The sequence below is a fragment of the Lentzea sp. NPDC058436 genome (assembly GCF_042721515.1).
In the GTDB taxonomy this organism is placed as follows: domain Bacteria; phylum Actinomycetota; class Actinomycetes; order Mycobacteriales; family Pseudonocardiaceae; genus Lentzea.
This window is the reverse complement of sequence record NZ_JBHXLF010000002.1, coordinates 232,268-252,355: the sequence shown is the minus strand read 5'-3', so window position 1 is coordinate 252,355 and position 20,088 is coordinate 232,268. Positions and strand designations below refer to the sequence as shown.

Below are 20,088 nucleotides of genomic sequence, written 5' to 3'. Positions count from 1 at the left end.
CGGCGATTTCCTGCCCACGGCACGGTAGACCCGCGGCAGATGGACTGGCAACAGATAGCGATTTCAGATGTTCGTGACCGCATTGTTATCGAATTTCTGGATCTGCCGAGGGTTGGATGCACACTCAGCGATATACGGAAACCGCTACAGCGAGGGGATGCCCGATGGTGATCCAAAGGCCGGATCAGCCGGTCGAGGACGAGTACGCCGATGTGCCGGAGTGGCCGAGATGGGCGCTCGACAGGCACCGGGCGAAGATGCTCAGACCCGCCGAGGCGGTTCCGGAGGTCCGGTACGATGAGAATCGCGCTTCGGTGTACCGAGCGCCGAGTCAGACGGTCTATCTCGCCGAGCACCTGTTGATGCCGCAGCGCGACGTCCGCAGGCTCACGAACCCCGATAACATCAACAATCCGATCAACGTGGTGCTCAGCGAACTGGGCGTCGCACTCGAGCCTCCGTCGCTGCCCGACGAACTGGACCACTTGCCTTTCCCGGTCCGGATCATGCCTCTCGACCTGGCACAGCGAACTGCGCGGGCGTTGCCTGTCGTCGACGCTTGGCCGGTGCTGCAACGACTGCGTGAGGAGGCGGCGGCGGGTGGTCGTATCTCCGAACCCACGGACCGAAGCGCTGTTGACGGCACGTCGCTGGAGCACCTGCTCGTGGGGGCGGTGCTGGCCGGTGTACCGACCTATTCGCCGAACGGTCCGCACGCCAGCGTTGGTGGCGGCTACGGCGCGTACCCCATGCTCTCTCCATACGGTCGACTGCCGGCGGCTTCACCGGTTCGGCCCCAACGCACGGACGTTGTTCCCGAAGGATGCCGCAGGCCCGTGGTCGCGGTGTTGGACACTGGTGTGGCGGAGCACGAGTGGTTCGGCGAACTGGGCACGACCGGCGCCGTCGTGCGGCCAGAGGTCGTCCGTGCGGAACTGCTGAAAGGCAGATATCCCTGGGAGACGACCTCGGTGCTCACCAGCACGGCCGACCTGCCGATTACGACGGACACGGTTTCCAACGACATCAACTCCGCCTACGGGCACGGAACGTTCATCGCCGGAATCATCCACCAGCACGCGCCCGACGCCGAGGTGGTGATGATGCGCGTGCTCCGCTCGGACAACGTCGCTCACGAGGGCGACGTGCTCGTCGGTTTGGCCATGTTGCCGACGAACGTCGACGTCATCGTCCTATCGCTCGGCTACTACAGCGAGTCGGTGAACGCGGCCCTCTACACCTCGGCGATGACCAAGACCATCAAAGACCTTGTGGACCGGGGTGTCCGGGTCGTGGCGGCAGCGGGCAACGACGCGACGACAAGGCCGTTCTACCCTGGGGCCCTGTCGCGGGCGAAGCTGGTGCGGGCGGTCGGTGCCCTCAACCCCAACGGCACACGGGCGTGGTTCAGCAACCAGGGCGACTACGTCACGGACTGGCGTCCGGGTGCGTGCGTGATCAGCACGTACCCGAAGGTCACCGGTTCCGGCGGCGTAACGCGCAGGGTGGAGACCCGCGACTTCATCCGTGAGACGGTCGATCCGGACGACTACTCGAACGGATTCTCGATGTGGAGCGGAACATCGTTCGCCGCGCCCGTGCTGGCCGCGGAACTGGCGAGGGACATGGGGTTCCTCAAGACATGACCTCTTCGCCCGCACGACTGGCAGACGAACGGCTCGCGTCGTTGGTCGAGGCGACGCGTGCAGGCAACAAAGGTGCGTTGAACGAGATCGTACGTGAGTTCACCCCGATGCTCTGCCACGTCGCTCGCGCGCAAGGGGCGGACCGCGAGAGCACTGCGGACGTCGTCCAGCACATGGCTCACGCTTATCGGCGGACTGGACGGAATTCGCACCCGACCGCGTTGGTGGCATGGCTCGTTACGGTAACCAAGCGGGAAGCGTGGCGGATCGTCCGGGAGCGCGGAAGTAAGTTGCTCGTCGACGACACCGCGCTGGTCCACCAGCCCGACGACGCGCCCGGCCCGGAGGAGCTGGCGGTGTCGCGCGATCTCTGGCAGTCCGTACGGCAGCTTTCCGTTCGGTGCCAACAGCTGTCGCGGATCGTCGCGTTCGTTCGTCGGCCGGACTACAACCAGATCAGCGCGGCGCTCGGGATGCCGCGCGGCACAATCGGTCCTGCGCGTGGCCGATGCCTGGCGCAGTTGAGTGGACTGATCGGGGATTCCGATGGCTGAGCCGGTCGACGAGTGGCTGCTGGGAGAGTCGCGGGCCATGTGGTCGGAGCTGGATCCGCCGCCGACGACGCTCGTGAACCTGACGTGCTTCGCGTTGGAGACGACCACGCCGTCGACGGAGGTGCTGAGGAGCGGCAGGCAGGAGTTCGTCGGCGCTCGTGGCGACGCGAACACCCGTCTGGTCACGTTCGACGGCGACCTGCTGACCGTCATGGTCAACATCCTCGTGCTCGCGGACGACGCTGTGTGGTTGGACGAGTGGCTCATTCCGGCCGCGAGCCAGCGGATCGAGCTGCGGCTGGCGTCGGGCGAGACTCTGGAGATGACGGCAGTCGCCGGCAGGTTCGCGTTCGACCGCGCGTCACGTGGCCTGGCGCAGATTCTGTTGCACGTCAACGGAACCGTGACCACTCCGTCGATTGTGCTCTGATGAGCGGCCACGTGCGCGAGGTGCACCAGCGCGGCGTCCACGCGATCAGCAGCGGGCGCCCGGCGGAGGGCGCCCGGCTGTTGCGTGCAGGCCTGCGCGCGGTCCGCGATCCGGCACTCGAGGCCAAGCTGCTGATCAGTCTCGCCGCCGCAGAGGTCCAGCTCGGCCACCACGAGCGGGGTTTCGAGCTGCTGGACCGCGCGGAGGAGATCGTCGCGCCGCAGGACCGCGCGATCCTGCTCCAGCAAAGAGGCCTGCTGCTGATGCTGGTCGGCCGGATGGAGGAGGCGGTCGGGTACCTGGACGCGGCGATTCCGCTGATCTCCGCGGAATCCGATCCGATCCGCCTCGCGAAAACGTTGCTCAACCGCAGTTTCGTGCACGACCTCGCCGGGAGAGTTCGGCAGGCGCGTGCCGATCTCGAGCAGTGCGAACGGCTTGCTGCCGCAACAGACCAGCGCCTGCTGCTAGCGCAGATCCAGCTCAACCGCGGCTACTCGGACACCCTCGTCGGCGACATTCCGGCCGCACTGCGGGTGTTCGGCGAAGCGAAGCGAGGGTTCGCGGCGCACGCTCCCGCGCTGCTGCCGGTACTGGCCGTGGACCGGGCACGGGCGCTCCTCTGCGCAGGGCTAGCGGACGAGGCGGCGGCCGAGCTGGATGCCCCGACCGGGCTGCACGGCCTCTCCGGCGCGACACACGAGCGAGCCGAAGCTGAGCTGACCCGAGCTCAGATCGCAGTGGCACAGGGAGATCTGACCTCGGCCCGGCGGTGGGCCCGCCGGGCCGAACACCGGTTCCGCCGCCGCGGCAACGAGAGCTGGGCCGCGATCGCGGTGCTCACCCGGCTGCGGGCCGACCTGCGCCACGGACGGTTCCGAGCGGTGGCCGATGCGGCGCCCGCGTTGGCGAACCGTCTCCTCGCGCTGGGGCTCAGGCACGACGCGGAGGTAGCTACGCTGACGGCTGCGCGCGCGTGTACTGCTCTGGGGAGGCTGGCCGAAGCGAAGGCACACCTGTCGGCACACCGGTGCGGCCACCCTGTGCTGGAGCTGATCCTGTTGCGGCGCTTGGCTTGTGCGGAACTCCGAATGGCCATCGGCGACCGGTCCGGTGCGCTGGCCCGTGCCCGCGCCGGGCTGACGGAAATCAGCGAGCACCGCAGACGGTTCGGCAGCGTGGACCTGCAGACGGGCACCACCGCGCTCGGCGTCGAACTGGCCGGGATCGGTCTCGCGGACTCGTTGCGGCACGGACGGCCCGCCACCCTGTTCGCGTGGCTTGAACGCACTCGCGCACAAGCGTTCCGGTTGCGCCCCGTGCGCCCGTCTGCGGATCAAGACACTGTCGAAGCGGTGGCAGAACTCCGGCGGCTGGCAACGCTCGCCCGCACCGCAGAGCTCGCGGGCAGGCGCGACCTTGACACCGTACGGCGTTGCGCCGCGCTGGAGCGCGACATCAGGGCACGCGGATGGCAGGCGGAAGGCGCGAGCGAACCGGACGCGGTGGCTGGATTCCGTGCCACTGCAGAGGAACTCGGCGAGAGCCGCGCCATGGCAAGCTTCCTGACAGACCGCGACCGGCTCCGAGCCGTTGTGATCGCCGGCGGCGGCGGCGGGACACTCGTCGACCTGGGCGACCTCGCCACCGTTTCCGAGGCGGTGGCACGGTTGCGCGGCGACCTCGACGCACTGTGCGGCCGCGTGCTGCGCAGCGAACTGGTCGAGGTGATCACCAGATCGATCCGGCACCAACTAACCGTGCTCACCGAGAACCTCATCTCGCCACTTCGCAGGCACATCGGCGACCGTGACCTCGTCGTGGTGCCGACCGGGCCGCTGTTCACAATCCCCTGGGGGCTGCTACCAGACCTGCGCGGCCGACCGGTCACCGTCACTCCGTCGGCGTCCGCCTGGATGCGCGGACGCCGCCGCGCCTCCACAGCGCGCCGCAATGGTCAGTTGCTCGTCGCGGGGCCCGATCTCGCGCACGCGAGCACCGAGGTGCGCCGCATCGCGTCAATCCTGCCGGGCAGCACAGTGCTCGACGGCGCTGACGCGACCGTGCCAGCGACCCTACAGGCGTTGGACGGCAGACAGTTCGCGCACTTCGCCGCCCACGGGCACCATGAGCCGGGCAACGTGCTGTTCTCCCGGCTGGACCTCGTGGGTGGCCCGCTGATGGCCTACGACATCCACCAGCTGAATCAGGTGCCCGAACACGTCGTGCTGTCGTCGTGCGACGTTGGCCGCACAGTCGTGCGTGCCGGTGACGAAATGCTGGGGTTCACCGCCGCGCTGCTTTACGGCGGAACGAGAACCGTCGTCGCGAGTCTCTGCCGGGTGGCGGACGACGCGGCCGTCGACGTGATGGCCGCCTACCACGCTTGGCTCAGCAGAGGCGTCCCAGCTCCTCGTGCGCTGGCGGAGGCCTCGCTGATCGCACCACTGATCCCCTTTGTCTGCTTCGGCAGCTGACCGTGATCGACCCGAGTGGCGGGGTGGCAAGAACCGCTGCCGACTCTCATCGTCTCCAGCTGAGCAAGTCCGGCCTCCACGAACGCATCGTGGTCGCTGGGCGCGCACCTCGGTCCAGTGCCCGCCGGCAGTCCCGCGATCACCAGCACGAAACCAGCTCGACGTGACGCAGGCGCACGCGAAGGTCCGGACGCGGTTACTGGCTTCGAAAGACAGCCGTCGAACTCGCAGACGCCGTGCTTGGTTCGCGAGGCACGTCCGACCATGCCGATGTGCGGACGTCGGACCTGGCGGACGTTGGAGTCAATCGGCCGGGTTGGACGACTCGAGGGCGGCCCGACAGCAGCGGAACTCGCTTTCGCAACCTCACCGAACGCGCTGGCTCCAGTACGGGCTTGCTGGCTGCACACCGACCACGGAAGCACTTCCTGGCTCCTGGTGTCCCTAGAGCTTTGGTCGAAGTTGCGGGACCCGACGGTCTGGTTCTCCCAGCGAACCGGTCGTCGATCGAGGACCTCGCCCGCCTGCGCTGCGGAGTGGTTCACCCATCGAAAGAAGGGACGCTGGGCACAGCGTGTTTCACCCGAGCAGTCGACCTGTCGATGGTTTTGTCGTCAGGCCGACTGCTCGGCATCAGGCGCATGGATTCTCGATTTCGGCCTGCATCCGATTGATCCCAGCGCCCGACCGCGCTCCGCTACCGGGTTCGCCGCAATCCGCCCGCGAAGGCGTCACGCCAGTTTCAGCCGTGGTGCACATCCTCTGGTGCAGCAGTCGCCGGTGATGTCCTGGTCACGAATCAGAACGGGGTGCTCGATACCCGGGATGGGGACGAAGTTCGACATCCTGATCGTCTCGTCGGCGTTGGGGAAGTAGATGTCGGCATCGTTGGTGATGACGTCGAGGTGGATCTCGGCGACGTACGGAACGATGGTCTCGGGCTGGTTGTGCTGGCCGAACCCGAGGTGCAGGCTGGGGAAGCGTTCGTTCATGTGGGAGTTGTCGGCCACGAACTCCTGCGTGGCGTTGTTGGTGCCGAAGCCGAGCTCGCCGATGTTGCGGCCGTTCTCCCTGTTGAAGCATCCCTCGACCAGCCTGGTGATCTCCGGGTCGGAGCACTCGTAGTCGCCGGCGACGGAGTCCTTGATCGTGATCGTCAGGGGGTTGTGCTCGAGCCGCATGTCCATCCGGGTCGCGACGTTGGCGTTCAGCGCCCCGTCGGCGACCAGGACGCCGTTCACGTTCGCCGGGTAAGAGGCGATCTCCCCGGCGGGCAGGATGGTGAACGCTCCTGGGCGCCACGCTCCGCGGTTGCTGATCCAGTCGAACTTGTCGTGGTCCAGCTCGATGTCGAGGTCGGTGCCCTGGGGAGTCGTCACCCGGATCCGGGACTCCTGCTTGATCTTGCTCAGCAGCGTGGCGTTGCGCAGGGCCAGCTCGCGCGGCGTCTTGTTGAACGCCGTGGTGAACAGTTCGTCGGATGCGCTGATGATGCGCATGATCTTGAGCTGGTTCTTGGGATACATGGTGAGCAGCTCGGCGAACACGTCGTAGTGGGACATGGAGTCCCGTTCCATCGTGAAGATGATGAGCTTGCCGGTGAGCTCGTGAGGAGGGGTGAGGAGCGCGTGCAGTTTGTCGCGCACCTCGGGGTCGATGAACGGGCGCATGGCGAACGCCTTGGCCCGCATGCCTCGCAACGTCAGCGCCACCTGGATGTGCGCGGCATAGGCACGCGTGTCGGGGCTGTAGGCGATCAGACAGACGTCGTCTGCTTTGACGGCCGCGTAGTCGTCGAGCAGCTTGGTGACTCCTTCGAGGATCTGATGCTCGAGGGACGGTGAGTTGGCCGTGCTGGCAGTCATGGTTGTGCTCCAGGTCAGTGGAAGTGGATCTGCCGGGAGGTGCGGCCGGACCGGGGCCCGGCCGCACCTCCTTCAGTACCGGTGCCCTGCCCGGACGACGTGCCCGAGTCGCAGGACACCCCTGGGTCACGCCTGGGGGATGTCTTCTTCCCTGACGTTCTGGCCGTAGGCGATGTACCAGGCGATCGGCGCGGTCTCCAGGTCCCGGTCGATCACCGTGGGAAGGTGCACGTCGGCCGGCTCCTCCGCGGCCAGCATCCGCATGGTTTCAGCGAGCAGTTCCTTGTGCTTCTCGTCATCGATGCGGACATCGGCAACCAGCTGCGGTGACATGTGATACTCCTTTGTTCTCCCGGCAGCAGGAAGCAGCCGGGATGTCGTGCATTCATTTATGCGAGCACGCTCATCAACGGACCGATTGCATCCACACGAACATGAATTCGATCGATCACGCGTAGGCGCGCGCCGACAGGTTGGAGAACAACTTCTCGCCTGCCGGAGTCCACTGAGCCGATTCGCCGAGCACGTCGAGCGTGTGACGAAGGTTGTCCCGATGCATGACAAACCGCTCTTCTTGCTCTGACGACCCGTAACCGTTGTCCGCCAGCCGCGACAGGCCCTCGGACATCCGGTAGAGCGAGAAAGCGGCGTGCAGGGTTCCGGAGACAGGACGAGGGTCTGGACGCAACGGGTGCACCACCAGCTCGTCGCCGTTTTCGACGTACTTCGTGAAGGCGGACATGAGGTGGTGAACGGTGTGACCGGTCTCGTGGAGGAGGAACTCCACGGCTGCCTCGTCCGAGTTCAGCGTTCTCGTGGAGACAAGAACGGCGCCGAAGTAGTCGAACATGCACCCCGAGTTGTACGCGTGACCGACCACCGGAACGATGCTGCGGATCAACAGGTCGACTTCGACTGCGGCGCCGGGCCACGCCGCTGTCAGGATCGACTGGGCGCGTCGCACGGTCCGCAGGCACTCGTCCGCCTGAGCACGACCGGCAGAAGAGATCGCGCCGGACTTGTCGACAGCACCGATGTCCCGGTTCATGGAGGCGATGAGCGAAGAGACCCACTGAGGTCCGTCGCCCGCGGTCACAGCGGTCAGCTCGGTCGCCGGTCCGCGGTTGCGGGCCAGCATCTCTCGCAGCCGCGCTGGAAGGTCGGCGATCTCGTCGGGATGCCGCTCAGCCACCGCTGCGCAGAAATGCAGCTCCGGGCCCAGCCACAGCACGGCGTCCATCATGTGCCCGTCGTCCGTGGCCGCCAGGACCGACTGCAACTTCCGCACGCGCGATCGCATGAACGACTTGGCGAGCCCAGCCGTTTCAGCAGGCATCGGGTCAGCCGTCGAAAGACAATCCTGAAAACGCTGGCTATCCACCAATACCCCCAAGACGGTTCGAAAGAGCCCCATCAACGGTCGCATTCCCGAAAAGACCAGCCGAGCACGCACCGAAAGAAACTCGCTCGTGGAGTGCTCTCTACTGACGGGGCATGAGCCTACGAATTCAGATCGGGCAGTTCAAGCGATGAGGAAGTTGACCTGAACGGGCAAGTACGAAGTGTTCAGGAGTTGAACGCAGCCAGAAACCGTGCCCCGACGCACAACGGCCGGCACGAGCCTGCGCCTGCAGAGCTCGAACCGGCCGCGTGGAGACGGAAATCAGAAACGGGCGTACTAGAGCGTGCGCTTGGCGACCTTGACCGCGATCGGCAGGAAGGCCAGTGCCAGCACGACCACAGCCACGATGAACGCGCCGCGCGGACCGAGCAGCTCGCCCAGCAGCCCGCCGGCCGCGACGCCCAGCAACGCCGCGATCTGCAATGCGTTTCCTGCCAATGCCATGACGCGCGCGATGGTTCCCCCTTGAGCACCGGCCTGCAGTTGTCCGAAGACGTTCGCGAGGGCGACAGTCCCGCCCAGCGCGCCCGCGAACTCGAAGTTGATCGTGGCGATGACGCCTGTGATCCCCGGCTCGGCAACGGTCAGCGGCACGAGCGCCCACACGGTGGCCGCGAGCCCGAAGAGCCCGGTCCACCGCCCGAGCCGTTGGGACAACCAGCCCGTCGTGAAGCCCCCGATGACGCCGCCGATCGCGCCCACGGCCAGGAGCAGCCCGATGGCGAACGGCGACAGGCCGAGGGTGCGCACGCAGAAGATGATGAAGACGGTCTCGGAGATGCCGCCCGCAGCGGCCAGCGCCACGAGAACCCACAGGCCAGGACGGCCTGCCAGCGTGGCAGCCAGCCCCGCGACATCGCGAACCGAGAAGGATCGCCGTCGTTGGACGCTGTCGGGAGGCGGTTGGTCCGCCACACGGATGCGGCTGAAGAGCACCGCCGAAACCAGAAACGAGATCGAGTCGGCGATGATGGCCAGGGCGGGCGCGAAAGCCGAAGCCAGCACACCGCCCAACCCCTGCCCGACGACGTCCGTGGCGCTCCGCGTGCCGTTGAGCTTGCCGTTGGCACTGACCAGGGCGTCGGCGGGAACGATCTGAACGATCACCGCCGGCGAGAACGCGCCGTGGAACACCCCCACGATCGCTCGTGCCGCGGAGACCACGACCAACAGGGGGAAGGTCAGCCACCCGGCCAACCACAGCGCGGGTATGCAGGCGGTCAGCAGGCACCTCAGGACGTCAGCGACGACGAGGACCTGCACGCGGGACGTCACAGAGTCCGCCCACATCCCGGTGAGCACCTGCAGCAACAGCGGCGGCACCATCCCGACCCCTGCCAGCACGGCGACCTCGACGGGCGAGGCACCGAGCGTGATCACTGCGAGAAGCGGCGTCACCACCACGGAGATCGCAGTTCCGGTGGCCGATGTCGTGACAGCGGACCAGTACAGCCAAAAGCTTTTCGTCAAGCCTCGATAGGAGCTGACCTGGCCCACCGCCGTCACGACGCGTCCATCGGGAACATCGAGACCGTGACCGCGACCCGCTCGGTCCCCAGGGTGCGAGGCTTGCTCGCAGCAGCGTGCAATCGCACCGCGACCTCCCCCATGACGTTCACACATTCCTTCCAAGTCTCCGACGGCACCCACAGCTCGGCATCGACGTCCAGCACAGGCCCCGCGACACGATGGGCGTTGCGGCGCACCAACTCGTCGACCAAGGCTCGGACGAACACCTCGCGTGCCTCGGTCGACGACTTGGCCACCTCGGCCTCAGGCGAGGACGACCGCTCCCGCCGGGACGCCACTTCGCGGTAACGGCGGGCGCGACCGCCCCGGACCTTCACCTCCTCAGCGACCTCCACCAGCCCCGCTCGCTCGAGCAGACGCAGGTGGTAGCTGGCGTTCGCCTGGGAGATACCCAGCTCTCGAGCGGCTTCAGCGCTGCTCATCGGCGCGCCGGTGAGCAGCGACAGCAAGCGCAGCCGCAGCGGGTGCGCCACCGCCCGCAGCTCACTGATCCGTTCATCGGTCACCGAAGCAGGGTGCCCGACCGGCCGGCCAACTGTCAAAGACTTCTTTTGGGGTTGAGGTCGGCGCCCACCGGGAGCAGTCCGTTCACGCTGACCGCATCTCGCTGTCAGACTCCCGTCCCAGCCGGTCCGCGAAGGTCTGCCACACACCCGCGCACTCGCGCGCCAACCGCACGACGGTGGCGCGCTGGTGCGGTGGAACGGACCGAACCAGCTCGTCCAGCTGCCTCACGTCCATCGAGGAGCAGTCCAGAAGTCGGATCAGGACCCGGCCGAGCTCTGTGAAGCGCAGTGAGGGATCCCGCTTCAAGCTGGTGATGAGACCCACCGCGCCGGCGGCGTTCTCGTGCGGCACGTCCGGAACTCCGACAGCGGCAACAACCGGTTGCCGCCGGATGTCAGGTGTCTCGCCACGAGCCAGCCGGTCACGCACATCCCTCACCGTGGCAGGGGAGATCCCTGCGGCTCTGGCGATGTCGCGCAGAGAGGCTCCCGGGTTCTGGGTGAGCAACTCGCCGGCCCGGCGCCTGCCCGCGCCGCCGTCGCTGGGCCGGGACCTGCCGTCCTTGCCCACTCTGGTGTTCGACTGCTCGGACTGAACGGTTGAACACCGGCGGATCGATCCGACCGTGGCCGCCGCGAGTCCGGCGATGCTCGCGATACGACGGTCGGACCACTCGGGGTGCGACTTGATGATGCGGTGTGCCGCTGCTCGCCGGTCGGCACGCGACAGTGGCAGGCCGTGTGCCCGGTTCAGTTCGACCGCCAGCACGAACATGTCGCCGTCAAGACCGTCATGGAACCGGACGGCGATGTTGTCGTCACCGCGCATTCGCGCGGCTTTCAGCCTGTGCATGCCATCGATCACCCGCATCGAAGTGCGGTGCACGACGATTGGTGGAAGTGGCGAGCCCGCCTCCGCGAGGAGCCGCGCGTGTTCGATCTTCTCCCCTGTCAGCCGTGGTGAATCCGCAGGGAGCAGCAGAGCGATCGGAACTCGTTCCGACGCTGCTTCCCCTAGGCGGAGACCGCCGCTCGGCCAGTCGACCTCGTTTTCGGCAGCAACGAATCCGTCAACGCTCATCGTCCCCCCAGGACTACGTTCGACTGCGTTGTGTTCCCACTCCTCGCAGGCCGCCTCGGAAGCCTGCGCACTGCCGATTGTGTTTCCCGTCATCGTGTTGTTGCTCCACTCACCCGCGACTCAACTCCGCGATTCGACGAGTGCGCGCTTCGCAGCGGCGGAAGATCTGCAGTGGGTGCCGACATGGATACCTCACCGATCAACTCGTTGAACAGTCCGAACGCCGGTGTGCCGCCCGCACCCCCAGGGCGGGCGGCCTATGTCGACCTTGTTGTTTCGCGCTACTCACCTGGCATCCGTCGGCTACTCGGACCGTGTGACGCGATCCACCAGATCGGAGATCACCGCCCTGACCGCGACGGTCGTGCTGGTGGTCGTGAAGCCTGTTTGGCGGTTCACCCTGACCATGTGGTCATTGCCGGCGTTGACGTTGGTGAAGATCCTGTTGATCTCCGGCAGCTTCGCGAGCAGCGAACGCAACAGATGCGCCTTGACACACCGCCCGAGTCCATGGCCGCGATGGGCTGAGACCACGGCCGTGTCCTGCCGGATGCCCCTGTTGGGATAGGTCGTGTAGGAGTCCATCTGGGGCAGGCCCACGACCTCATCCGTCGCCTCGTCGATCATCACCACCACTCGCTGGACAACGTCCTGCACGCGGCGATCGGCCTCTTCCTCGCGCACGCGCTCGGCAGTCCACTCGGCGACCTTGTAGGCGGAGTCGCTGACGGGTGCGTCGCGCATGGCGAAGAGTGCTCAGGCGTAGGTCGCCACCAGGTCCTCGGTCGCGGCACCAGCCCAAGCCGCCACGCGATAGCCGTCAGGAACCGGCACGTCCCAGAGCGACCTGTCGACGTCCTCGACCTTCAGCGTCTGCGAGACCACCGACTTGGCGACGCGCAAGCGAACCGCCGCCGCCCACCGGTCTCCCGCTCCGTCCTTGACCAGATCCCGTCCCTCGGCCAAGGTCCCTGCCGTGTTTGTCCGGCTCAGGCAACAGCGCCCGCAGCACAGCCGTGCCCACCCCCTCGCGCCGTCGCTGCGGCGCCACGGTGATCTCCGTCGACGCGAAGTGACTGTTCTCGTTGTCCGGGAAGTAGACGACGGCGCTCGCTACCACTGGGTCCGTCCGCGCCGGACCACAGGCTGACCCGCACACTCGCAATCCACTCACGAGCCCACGCGGACGGAAAGCCGAAAGGCGGCACAACTGAAGAGGCAGCGCCTTTCGGTAAGGCTACGCGGCCGACTGAGCCGCATCGGCTTCCGCATTTCGCCCACGACAACACCGCCGAGCGAGCCGGCTGTGCCAGGGGCGCGCAAATGAGATCAGTTCCGGGGTGCCCACACCCCAGCAGGGGGCATCCATCTGTCACGGTGCAGCACCGCACTACCCGCCCGGCTACTCGTCAGTCCACGATTCAAGCGTTGCTGATCGCCAGGGTCTCGCACCGGAAACAGGTGGTGTGCTCATCGCCGATTCCGTCGAGGTGCTGTCGCGCGTGTGTTGCTTCGTGCAATCCGGCGGGATAAAGGTCAACTGCCTCGCGCCAGTACTTCTCGGCTGTGCTGGTTTCGCCGCGCGCACAAGCGATGTGCGCGAAGCCCTCTTTCGCACGCGCCCGGTTGCGGGCGGAGTCGAAGTGCACTGCTCGCTCCTCGGCCTGCACGTACACCTTTTCCGCGTGGTCGATGTCGCCGCTGGCCAATGCGGTCTCGCCCAACGCATTGAGCGCTTCGCACTCGACGTCGGGCATGTTGAGCTGCCGTCCCAGCGTGAGGGCGGCACGGCCGTGCTCGATCGAGCCAACGAGATTGCCGAGTGGCCGGTGTGCGGTGCACAGTCCCAGCTCAGCCCATGCCTGGCCGGGTTTGTAGTCGATCTTCACGCATCCTGCCAGCACCTCTTCGAACTCCCGGACCGCGTCCGAGTACTTCCGTTGCTCCTGCAGCACGAGCGCGACATTGCACCTGGTCGCCAGCTTTCCCGCTTGGTCGTCAGCGAGAGTCGTTGACAGAACTGTGTCGAGGTGATCGAGCGATTCGTCGAACTTCCCGAGCTCACGGCAGGCCACCGCGAGGTTGTGCACGATCACGTCGTGGTTCGGATGGTCGTCGTAGTCCTTCAGCAGGTGGAGCGCCGTCCGGAGCTCCTGCTCGGCCTGGAGGTGCAGCTCCATGTCCATGTGGATCACACCGATATGGATGAGCACCGACGCCTCGCGGTCGGCCGCGCCGAGTTTCCTCACCAGATCGAGCGCATGGCCGAAGTGGCGGATTGCTTCGTCCTTCGCCCCGCGCTCCCCGCACACCGACCCGAGTCCGATCCAGCAGAGGTATTCGCCGAAGACGTCGCCGTCCTTGTGTGCGGCGGCCGCGGCGTCGACATACAGTTCGTACGATCTGCCGCCATAGTTGATCAGCCGCAGGTACGGTTCCGAAGCGCACACAAGTCTCCACGCGTGGCCGTGCCAGCCGTGGTCGGCGCCGAACTTCGCGGTGGCATGGATGTTGGGGAACTCCTGCTCCAGTACCGCTGCCGCCTCCGCGGGAGAGGCGACGGGACGAACCTGTCGTTGCGATGTGCCTTCGCTCAACGTGCTCAAGGACGTGCCGGTGGACAGCGCACGGCACCAGGTCTCGGTGGAGACGAGGTAGTGGTCGAGCAGACGCCCTACCGCTTCGTGCTGTTCCCGCGCGGTTTCCGCCTCGTCGAGCAACTGCCGGGCACAGTCGCGGACCAGGTCGTGGAAGTAGAACAGTTCAGGCAAGTCCTGCTTCAGCAGGTTGAGGTCGTAGAGCGCGTCCAGGCAGGACTCGGCCTGATCGACCGAGATGTCCGCCAACGCCGCGGCCGAGTAGGCGTCGTACCTCGTGCCGGGGTGCAGGCTCAGCAGACGGAACACCCTGCGCTGCAGGGGCTGCAGGTACCGATCGGAGACCTTCAGCACCGCCATCACATTGCGGTCCTCGATCTCGAGGAACTGAGCTCGTCGCACCTGGTCGCGGATGCGGTCGACCAGGTTGGCGACGGTCCAGCTGGTGCGGTCGCGAAGCCGTGCGGCCGCGATGCGGATCGCGAGCGGCAGATGGCCGCACAGCCGCACGGCTTCCTCGACCGCGTCGGGTTCGGCCTCAGCGCGACACTCGCCGACGACCTTCGTGAACATCTCCACGGCTTCGCGCGGTGACAGCACGTCGAGTGACAGCGGGACCGCGCCATCGAGCGCGGAGAGCCTGCGTCTGCTGGTGACGATGACAAGAACGCCGGCGCTTCCCGGAAGCAGCGGGCGAACCTGGGCCGCGTCGATCGCGTTGTCGAGCAGCACCAGGCTTCGCGTGCCGGCCAGCTGCGCGCGCCAGAGTGCGCTGCGGGCATCGGTCTCGGACGGCACCAGTTCTGGCGGGACGCCGCTGTCGCGCAGCAGGTGCTCCAGCGCTTGCTCCGCGGTGATCGGTTCCACGCCGGCGCTGAACCCGTGCAGGTCGAGGAAGTACTGACCGTCCGGGAAGGTTCGCGAGGCCTGGTGGGACAGCCGGATGGCCAAGGTGGTCTTGCCGACACCGCCCATTCCATCGATCGCGGAGATGACGAGCGTCGTCGGCTGTGCCCGCTCCACTTCCTCGATCAGCTTGGTGAGCTCCGCCGCCCGTCCGGAGAAGTCGACCGTGTCATGAGGCAGGAAGGACTTGGAGCGGCTCCGGCTGGACGAGGCGGACAGCCGGGCAGTCTTCGCGTCGTCACCGCTCGGCACCGCGGGTGTGGCGACTGAGTCGTTGAGGATGGCGAGGTGCAGTTCGCGGAGCGCGACGCCGGGATCGAGGCCGAGTTCCTCCGCCAGCACCTTTCTGCCCTCCTCGTAGACGGCGAGCGCGTCGGCCTGCCTACCGCCTCGGTAGAGCGCCCGCATGAGACTTCCGCGTAGCGACTCCCGCAGCGGGTGCTGTGCGACGAGCTGGGTGAGCTCGCTGACCAGCGAGCTCGACTCGCCTGATTCGAGGCGCCAGGCGAACATCTGCTCAACAGCTGTCGACCTGCTCTCGTTCATGCTCACCGAGGCGGCGTTGATCGCCGGGCTGTCGAGGCCGCTCAACGCATCGCCTCGCCAGGCGGACAACGCGGCATCGAGTTGCTCGATCGCCGCGGACAACTCGCCTCGCGCCTTGGCGCTGTCCGCTCTGCGGGCCAAGTCGCTGAAGCGCTGGAAGTCGATCGACTCTGGAAGGACTTCCAGGCGGTATCCCACATCGGTTCTGACGATCCGCACCTCACCGGCGGCATCCGCCAGCGAGCGGCGCAGACCGCCGACGGCGTTGTGGATCTGCTGTCGCACCGAGCGGGGCGGATCTTGCCACAGCTCGTCCACGAGCTGGTCCACCGAGACGACACGGTTGGCATTGATCAAGAGAATCGCGAGGAGCTTGCGCTGACGGGCACCGCCGACCTTGACGGGCTTGCCGGAGTAGATCACTTCGAGGGGTCCGAGCAGCCGAAACTCCGATTTCACCTGACCAGCATACGGGCGATCGTCACTTCGAGTAGCGTTTCGGTAGCAGATGGGTAGCAGCGCTGGCAGACTACGTGCTGACCGAGGCGCACGACTGAAAGCACTCTCGGCGCGCTAATCGATTCGGGGGAAATGTTGAGCAAGAAGGCAGTTGTGGTGGTCATCACCGCGTTCGCCGCTGTCTGGGTCTCGGGACTCGCATCAGCGGGCGAGTCCGGCGAGGTGTCGCCAGCCAACTCGGTCATCACAGATGACCGACCAGACGCCCTCACGAGGCCTCCCAAACCGACGCAGTGATGCAAGGCACGGCGTCCGGTGGCGTGCTTGACGACGGCGCTGCACGTACGAGTGCGAGGGGTCTTGCGCTCACAGCGCTGGTGCTGACGATCGGGTTCACACTCGGATGGCTCGCGCAGCTCGGGATTCCCGGGCTGCACGGGTTCTCGGTCATGTGGCCGCAGCGCTGGTCGTTCTTCACAGGGCTGTACAAGAACGAGGTCGTCGCCTACCGCTTCGTGGATGCGGGACGAGCATTGGCGCCGCTCGACGAGATCGGCTGGAACGGCCTCGGCCGTGCGGCCGAGACCCGCAACGGTGAAGCGTGGCAGTTCGCGCGAAGGGTGCCGGACGATCACTGGCAGTCGTGTACACGCCTTGTCCCCGTCGACTGCGGGTTCGATCTCGACGGGAGTGACGTCTTTCCGATGGTGGCGGGCTTTCCCGGTTCGCACCTGTGCGGGAGGTTGGCGTTCTCCCTGGAGAAGACCGAAGTTCCGTCCGCGGCACAGCTACCGTCCGCTGCGCGGACGGTGTTCCGCGTCGCTCTCGTAGATCTCGACTGTGGACGATGAAACGCTTCGGGGAACTGAGAACGCGGCTGCTCCTGCGTGCTGAGCGAGCCGAGCCGAGGGGTCTTCCACTCTCCATCGGGCGTTGCGTGCTGGCGTTGGCCCAGCTCGCCACGCTGACGTTCAGCGCGGACCCCGACCTGTTCTTCGTCACGGAGACGTCTCCTGGCGGGGTTGTGTGCAGCGGTCTTTCGTCGACGTCGTTGTGGTGCGTGACAAGGGTGTTCGACCACGGCCTGCTCGTCAGCCGGGCACTGGCGATCTCGGTTCTCCTCCTCGTGCTGGCCGGGTATCGCCCCAGGTTCATCTGCATTCCGCACTGGTACGTGGCGTTCAGCATGGCCACCGCGATGCCGGACTCGGACGGCGCGGACCGCATCCTGCAGGTGGCGGCCATGTTGCTGATCCCGGTGTGCCTCGGTGATGATCGTGCGTGGCAATGGACCCGGCCTCGTGATCCGATGCCTGACGTCTGGCGAGGCGCAGCGTTCACCGGGATGATCGCGCTCAGGGTGCAACTCTGCGTCATCTATCTCACCGCTGCCACGACCAAGCTCATGGATCCGTTGTGGCGGCAGGGAAGCGTGATGCTGGCCATCGCCCACCACCCCTATGCGGGATTTCCGCGTGCGTTGCTGGAGCTGCTGGAACCAGTGCTCCGCTCGTACTGGCCTGTCGCGACAGCGGGCTGGTTGGTGATCGCCGTTCAGCTGGCGATGGCCGTGCTGATCTGGGGAGGGCGGCGCTCCAGGTGGTGCGCGTTCGTGCTCGGGGTCGGGTTGCACGCCGGGATCATCGTCTTCATGCAGTTGGCCGCGTTCGGCATCGCGGTGATCGGCGTGCTGGTAATAGTGTGTGTGCCAACAGAAAGAAGACATGAGGATGAGCACGAAGAAGATCGCCGATCCCGTCGAGGTCGCACAGTTCGACCTCGAACAGGCTGAGCGACCTGACCTCGAAGCCTTCTACGAGCTCTGGATGACGGCTCGGGCGGTGGATCGCCCCGAAGACGACGTGGCCTACTCCTTCGACGAGTGGGTGGCCGCGGCGCGTCAGCCTTCCGCGGGTCTCGGAACTCGCGCGATCTGGGTCGCCCGGGACGCAGGCAGGATCGTGGCCTCGGCCATCGTGTCGTACCTCGAAGAGGAGAACAGCGGTGTCGCGCTGACTGACATCACCGTGTCGCCTGAGCTGAGGCGAAATGGCGTGGGCACCGCCACGCTGAGGGCCGTGCTGCCCGAACTGGAAGCACAGGGCCGCACGGTCGTAGAAGGCTGGGATCTGACCGAAGGCGGTGCGGGACACAAATGGGCCGATGCCGTGGAGATGCACACCGCCAAAGCGACCGTCATACAACTGCTGAAGTTCGCCGACGTCGATCCGGCGACGTGGGAAGTGCCGGTTCCCACCGGCTACCGACTGGAAAGCTGGGTTGACGCGACACCGGGAGATCTGGTCGCCTCCTACGCGAACGCGCTCTCGGCCATGAGGGACGCACCGGCGGGTACCTCCAGCGTTCAGCAGCCGGAGTGGACAGTTGAGCGTGTCCGCGCCAGCGAGACGGAAACGCGCGAAACCGGTGTCGAGCGACGAGTTGTGGCCGCTGTGTGCGAGTCCACCGGTGAGGTCGTTGGGCTGACCAGGATGGACATCTATTCCACGGCTCCGACCTGGGGCCACCAACTCGACACGGTCGTGGAGCCGTCTCATCGCGGCCACGGGCTCGGGCTGTGCATCAAGGCGCACATGGCGCGGCTGTTGCGCGCTGAGCGGTCTGAGGTCGACCGGGTTTACACGGGCACCAACGCGGACAACGACCACATGATCAGGATCAACCACCGGATGGGCTTCACGACTGCTCGCAGGACTGTCGGGGTCAACGCGACGATCGCCGAACTGCGCGTCGCCCTTGGCGTGTGATTCGCGGGGTGCTGACCGAAGTCCTGGTTCGGCCTCATGCTCCGGCGCGGAACGTGTGTTTGCCGGAACCGACCTGGAAGACGGCGTAGCCGTTGCGCATGCCGTCGAATGTCCCCGAACTGAAGTACGCGCTGTGGATCTGGCTCCAATTGCATGGGATGGGCTCAGCCCATGAGCTGCCGTGGCACCCTCAGCGCGGATGAAGGCCGCACAGTCGGACGACGCTTCGTGGCGGGCCCGGAGGTCACAGGTGCGCGCTGTGGACTATCACTGACCTTTCCGCCAGTCGGCGCCGACTTCGACACTTGTGGAGCGTCACCCCGAACAGAGGAGCAGTTCCTCCCCCACCAGAACCATGCGAACGCACTCTCATGCCGCTGACCTCGTTGCTCGAGTTCGCTCATGCCAATGAGAAGACGCAAGCCTCTTGGTCGCCACCGCGCGGGCCGGCCACGGACTAAGAGCCCGTTGTCCATAACTTGCGCGCCACCACCGTGTAGTTCTCGGCCTCAAGGTTGAACGTGCTCAGTTCCACTCGAAGTCCGACCCGGTGCAACTCGACTTCGAGTTCTTCGTATCGGTAGGGCCAGCTCGACAGCAGTTCCGAGCGGGCGAGAACCGGCCCAGCCGCATCCACTTGCGCGATCGCGATCTCGATGTGGTGCTCGTCCTCCCAATTCGGCGCGATGTCCCAACGGTAGACCACGACGGCGTCGCGACCGTTCCTGCGGACGAGTCGGTCACTGATGTCCAACCGGGAACCTCTGGCCCTCACGAGTTCCCACGTGCGGGAGGTGAGCACCAGGCGCCCGCCACCGCGCAGAAGTCGTGACATCGACTCCAGCGCAGCAACCCTGCCTCGCGCGCCCTCGGCATGGTGCAGCGAGTTGCCAACGCAGAACACCATGTCGAAGGTGGCGTCATCGAAATGGTCGGGTAGCTCTTCCCAGTCCGCCCGCATTGTCTGGACAGTTGCCCCGAACTCCTCGGACAACTCCGCGGTCCGACGAACCATCGCTTCGCTGGCGTCGGTTGCGACAACCTCGATGCCAAGACCGGCGAGGCCGACCGCCAACTGGCCGGTTCCGCACGAACAGTCGAGGACGCGGGCGTTCGACGGCAGACTGAGGACATCGTCGAACGACGCGGCGAACTCGGCCGGAGTCAGCTTCGCATCGGTGATGAGCCACTCGTACACCTCGGCGAGGGCGTCATAACTCGTCACAACCACTACCTCCGTCACGCGGCAGACTCACCGTGGCACATCAGTAGATCAGCGGGGCAAGTCGGTTCACCAATGGTTTTCGCAGGGGCAACGCGT

The 20,088-nt window shown here is 66.2% G+C and carries 17 protein-coding genes; 7 read left to right on the top strand and 10 right to left on the bottom strand.

The features are described 5' to 3' along the window. Positions 1-164: 164 nt before the first annotated feature. The 4 genes from ACFWN2_RS08600 to ACFWN2_RS08585 are packed head-to-tail and all read left to right on the top strand — an operon-like array spanning position 165 to position 5,107. Entirely contained in the window at positions 165-1,646 is a 1,482-nt protein-coding gene (locus ACFWN2_RS08600; protein ID WP_382425909.1) for a S8 family serine peptidase, read from the top strand. After that, the gene (locus tag ACFWN2_RS08595; protein ID WP_382425907.1) at positions 1,643-2,200 is read left to right on the top strand and encodes an RNA polymerase sigma factor; all 558 of its coding nucleotides are present in this window, start codon (positions 1,643-1,645) and stop codon (positions 2,198-2,200) included. Before ACFWN2_RS08600 ends, ACFWN2_RS08595 begins: the two co-directional genes overlap by 4 nt. Next, positions 2,193-2,630 (top strand): hypothetical protein, encoded by a 438-nt coding sequence (locus ACFWN2_RS08590; RefSeq protein ID WP_382425905.1) that lies wholly within the window; start codon positions 2,193-2,195, stop codon positions 2,628-2,630. Before ACFWN2_RS08595 ends, ACFWN2_RS08590 begins: the two co-directional genes overlap by 8 nt. After that, positions 2,630-5,107, top strand: a complete 2,478-nt coding sequence (locus ACFWN2_RS08585) for a CHAT domain-containing protein (protein ID WP_382425903.1) — start codon at positions 2,630-2,632, stop codon at positions 5,105-5,107. The genes ACFWN2_RS08590 and ACFWN2_RS08585 overlap by 1 nt, the downstream gene beginning before the upstream one ends. 731 nt (positions 5,108-5,838) lie before the next feature. On the opposite strand, the gene ACFWN2_RS08580 is transcribed toward ACFWN2_RS08585, so the two are convergent. The 9 genes from ACFWN2_RS08580 to ACFWN2_RS08540 form a co-directional block, all read right to left on the bottom strand. Next, positions 5,839-6,972: a hypothetical protein gene (locus tag ACFWN2_RS08580; RefSeq protein ID WP_382425901.1), complete on the bottom strand. Its 1,134-nt coding sequence runs from the start codon at positions 6,970-6,972 to the stop codon at positions 5,839-5,841. A gap of 126 nt (positions 6,973-7,098) precedes the next feature. After that, positions 7,099-7,305: a hypothetical protein gene (locus ACFWN2_RS08575; RefSeq protein ID WP_382425899.1), complete on the bottom strand. Its 207-nt coding sequence runs from the start codon at positions 7,303-7,305 to the stop codon at positions 7,099-7,101. 115 nt (positions 7,306-7,420) lie between these two features. Continuing rightward, positions 7,421-8,425: an aKG-HExxH-type peptide beta-hydroxylase gene (locus ACFWN2_RS08570; protein WP_382425897.1), complete on the bottom strand. Its 1,005-nt coding sequence runs from the start codon at positions 8,423-8,425 to the stop codon at positions 7,421-7,423. 225 nt (positions 8,426-8,650) lie between these two features. Continuing rightward, positions 8,651-9,844 carry an MFS transporter gene (locus tag ACFWN2_RS08565; RefSeq protein ID WP_382425896.1) on the bottom strand — a complete coding sequence of 398 codons (1,194 nt, stop codon included), beginning with the start codon at positions 9,842-9,844 and terminating at the stop codon, positions 8,651-8,653. A 32-nt stretch (positions 9,845-9,876) separates the two neighbouring features. Then, positions 9,877-10,410, bottom strand: coding sequence for an ArsR/SmtB family transcription factor (locus ACFWN2_RS08560; RefSeq protein ID WP_382425894.1), 534 nt, complete (start codon positions 10,408-10,410; stop codon positions 9,877-9,879). An 82-nt stretch (positions 10,411-10,492) separates the two neighbouring features. Further along, a complete protein-coding gene (locus ACFWN2_RS08555) occupies positions 10,493-11,584 on the bottom strand; it encodes a ParB and winged helix-turn-helix domain-containing protein (RefSeq protein ID WP_382425893.1) in 1,092 nt (363 codons plus the stop codon). Between the two features lie 210 nt (positions 11,585-11,794). Continuing rightward, entirely contained in the window at positions 11,795-12,235 is a 441-nt protein-coding gene (locus ACFWN2_RS08550) for a GNAT family N-acetyltransferase (protein ID WP_382425891.1), read from the bottom strand. A 12-nt stretch (positions 12,236-12,247) separates the two neighbouring features. Continuing rightward, the gene (locus tag ACFWN2_RS08545) at positions 12,248-12,457 is read right to left on the bottom strand and encodes a hypothetical protein (RefSeq protein WP_382425889.1); all 210 of its coding nucleotides are present in this window, start codon (positions 12,455-12,457) and stop codon (positions 12,248-12,250) included. Between the two features lie 455 nt (positions 12,458-12,912). Further along, entirely contained in the window at positions 12,913-15,999 is a 3,087-nt protein-coding gene (locus ACFWN2_RS08540; RefSeq protein ID WP_382425887.1) for a BTAD domain-containing putative transcriptional regulator, read from the bottom strand. Positions 16,000-16,295: 296 nt separating this feature from the next. Here ACFWN2_RS08540 and ACFWN2_RS08535 point away from each other — a divergent pair, with 296 nt between their 5' ends. The 3 genes from ACFWN2_RS08535 to ACFWN2_RS08525 all read left to right on the top strand — a co-directional run bounded on the left by ACFWN2_RS08535 (position 16,296) and on the right by ACFWN2_RS08525 (position 18,767). Next, positions 16,296-16,850, top strand: a complete 555-nt coding sequence (locus tag ACFWN2_RS08535; RefSeq protein ID WP_382425886.1) for a hypothetical protein — start codon at positions 16,296-16,298, stop codon at positions 16,848-16,850. A 218-nt stretch (positions 16,851-17,068) separates the two neighbouring features. Then, positions 17,069-17,791 (top strand): hypothetical protein, encoded by a 723-nt coding sequence (locus ACFWN2_RS08530; RefSeq protein ID WP_382425884.1) that lies wholly within the window; start codon positions 17,069-17,071, stop codon positions 17,789-17,791. After that, positions 17,730-18,767, top strand: a complete 1,038-nt coding sequence (locus tag ACFWN2_RS08525; RefSeq protein WP_382425883.1) for a GNAT family N-acetyltransferase — start codon at positions 17,730-17,732, stop codon at positions 18,765-18,767. The genes ACFWN2_RS08530 and ACFWN2_RS08525 overlap by 62 nt, the downstream gene beginning before the upstream one ends. A gap of 457 nt (positions 18,768-19,224) precedes the next feature. Here ACFWN2_RS08525 and ACFWN2_RS08520 read toward each other — a convergent pair whose 3' ends face one another. Next, entirely contained in the window at positions 19,225-20,010 is a 786-nt protein-coding gene (locus ACFWN2_RS08520) for a class I SAM-dependent methyltransferase (RefSeq protein WP_382425882.1), read from the bottom strand. Positions 20,011-20,088 lie beyond the last annotated feature (78 nt).

Bases quoted from the DNA above. Each gene is read 5' to 3' on its own strand.
- ACFWN2_RS08525 (WP_382425883.1), top strand. From the start codon at position 17,730: ATGAGCACGAAGAAGATCGCCGATCCCGTCGAGGTCGCACAGTTCGAC.
- ACFWN2_RS08585 (WP_382425903.1), top strand. From the start codon at position 2,630: ATGAGCGGCCACGTGCGCGAGGTGCACCAGCGCGGCGTCCACGCGATC.
- ACFWN2_RS08590 (WP_382425905.1), top strand. From the start codon at position 2,193: ATGGCTGAGCCGGTCGACGAGTGGCTGCTGGGAGAGTCGCGGGCCATG.
- ACFWN2_RS08550 (WP_382425891.1), bottom strand. From the start codon at position 12,235: ATGCGCGACGCACCCGTCAGCGACTCCGCCTACAAGGTCGCCGAGTGG.
- ACFWN2_RS08595 (WP_382425907.1), top strand. From the start codon at position 1,643: ATGACCTCTTCGCCCGCACGACTGGCAGACGAACGGCTCGCGTCGTTG.
- ACFWN2_RS08535 (WP_382425886.1), top strand. From the start codon at position 16,296: ATGCAAGGCACGGCGTCCGGTGGCGTGCTTGACGACGGCGCTGCACGT.
- ACFWN2_RS08575 (WP_382425899.1), bottom strand. From the start codon at position 7,305: ATGTCACCGCAGCTGGTTGCCGATGTCCGCATCGATGACGAGAAGCAC.
- ACFWN2_RS08600 (WP_382425909.1), top strand. From the start codon at position 165: ATGGTGATCCAAAGGCCGGATCAGCCGGTCGAGGACGAGTACGCCGAT.
- ACFWN2_RS08580 (WP_382425901.1), bottom strand. From the start codon at position 6,972: ATGACTGCCAGCACGGCCAACTCACCGTCCCTCGAGCATCAGATCCTC.
- ACFWN2_RS08555 (WP_382425893.1), bottom strand. From the start codon at position 11,584: ATGACGGGAAACACAATCGGCAGTGCGCAGGCTTCCGAGGCGGCCTGC.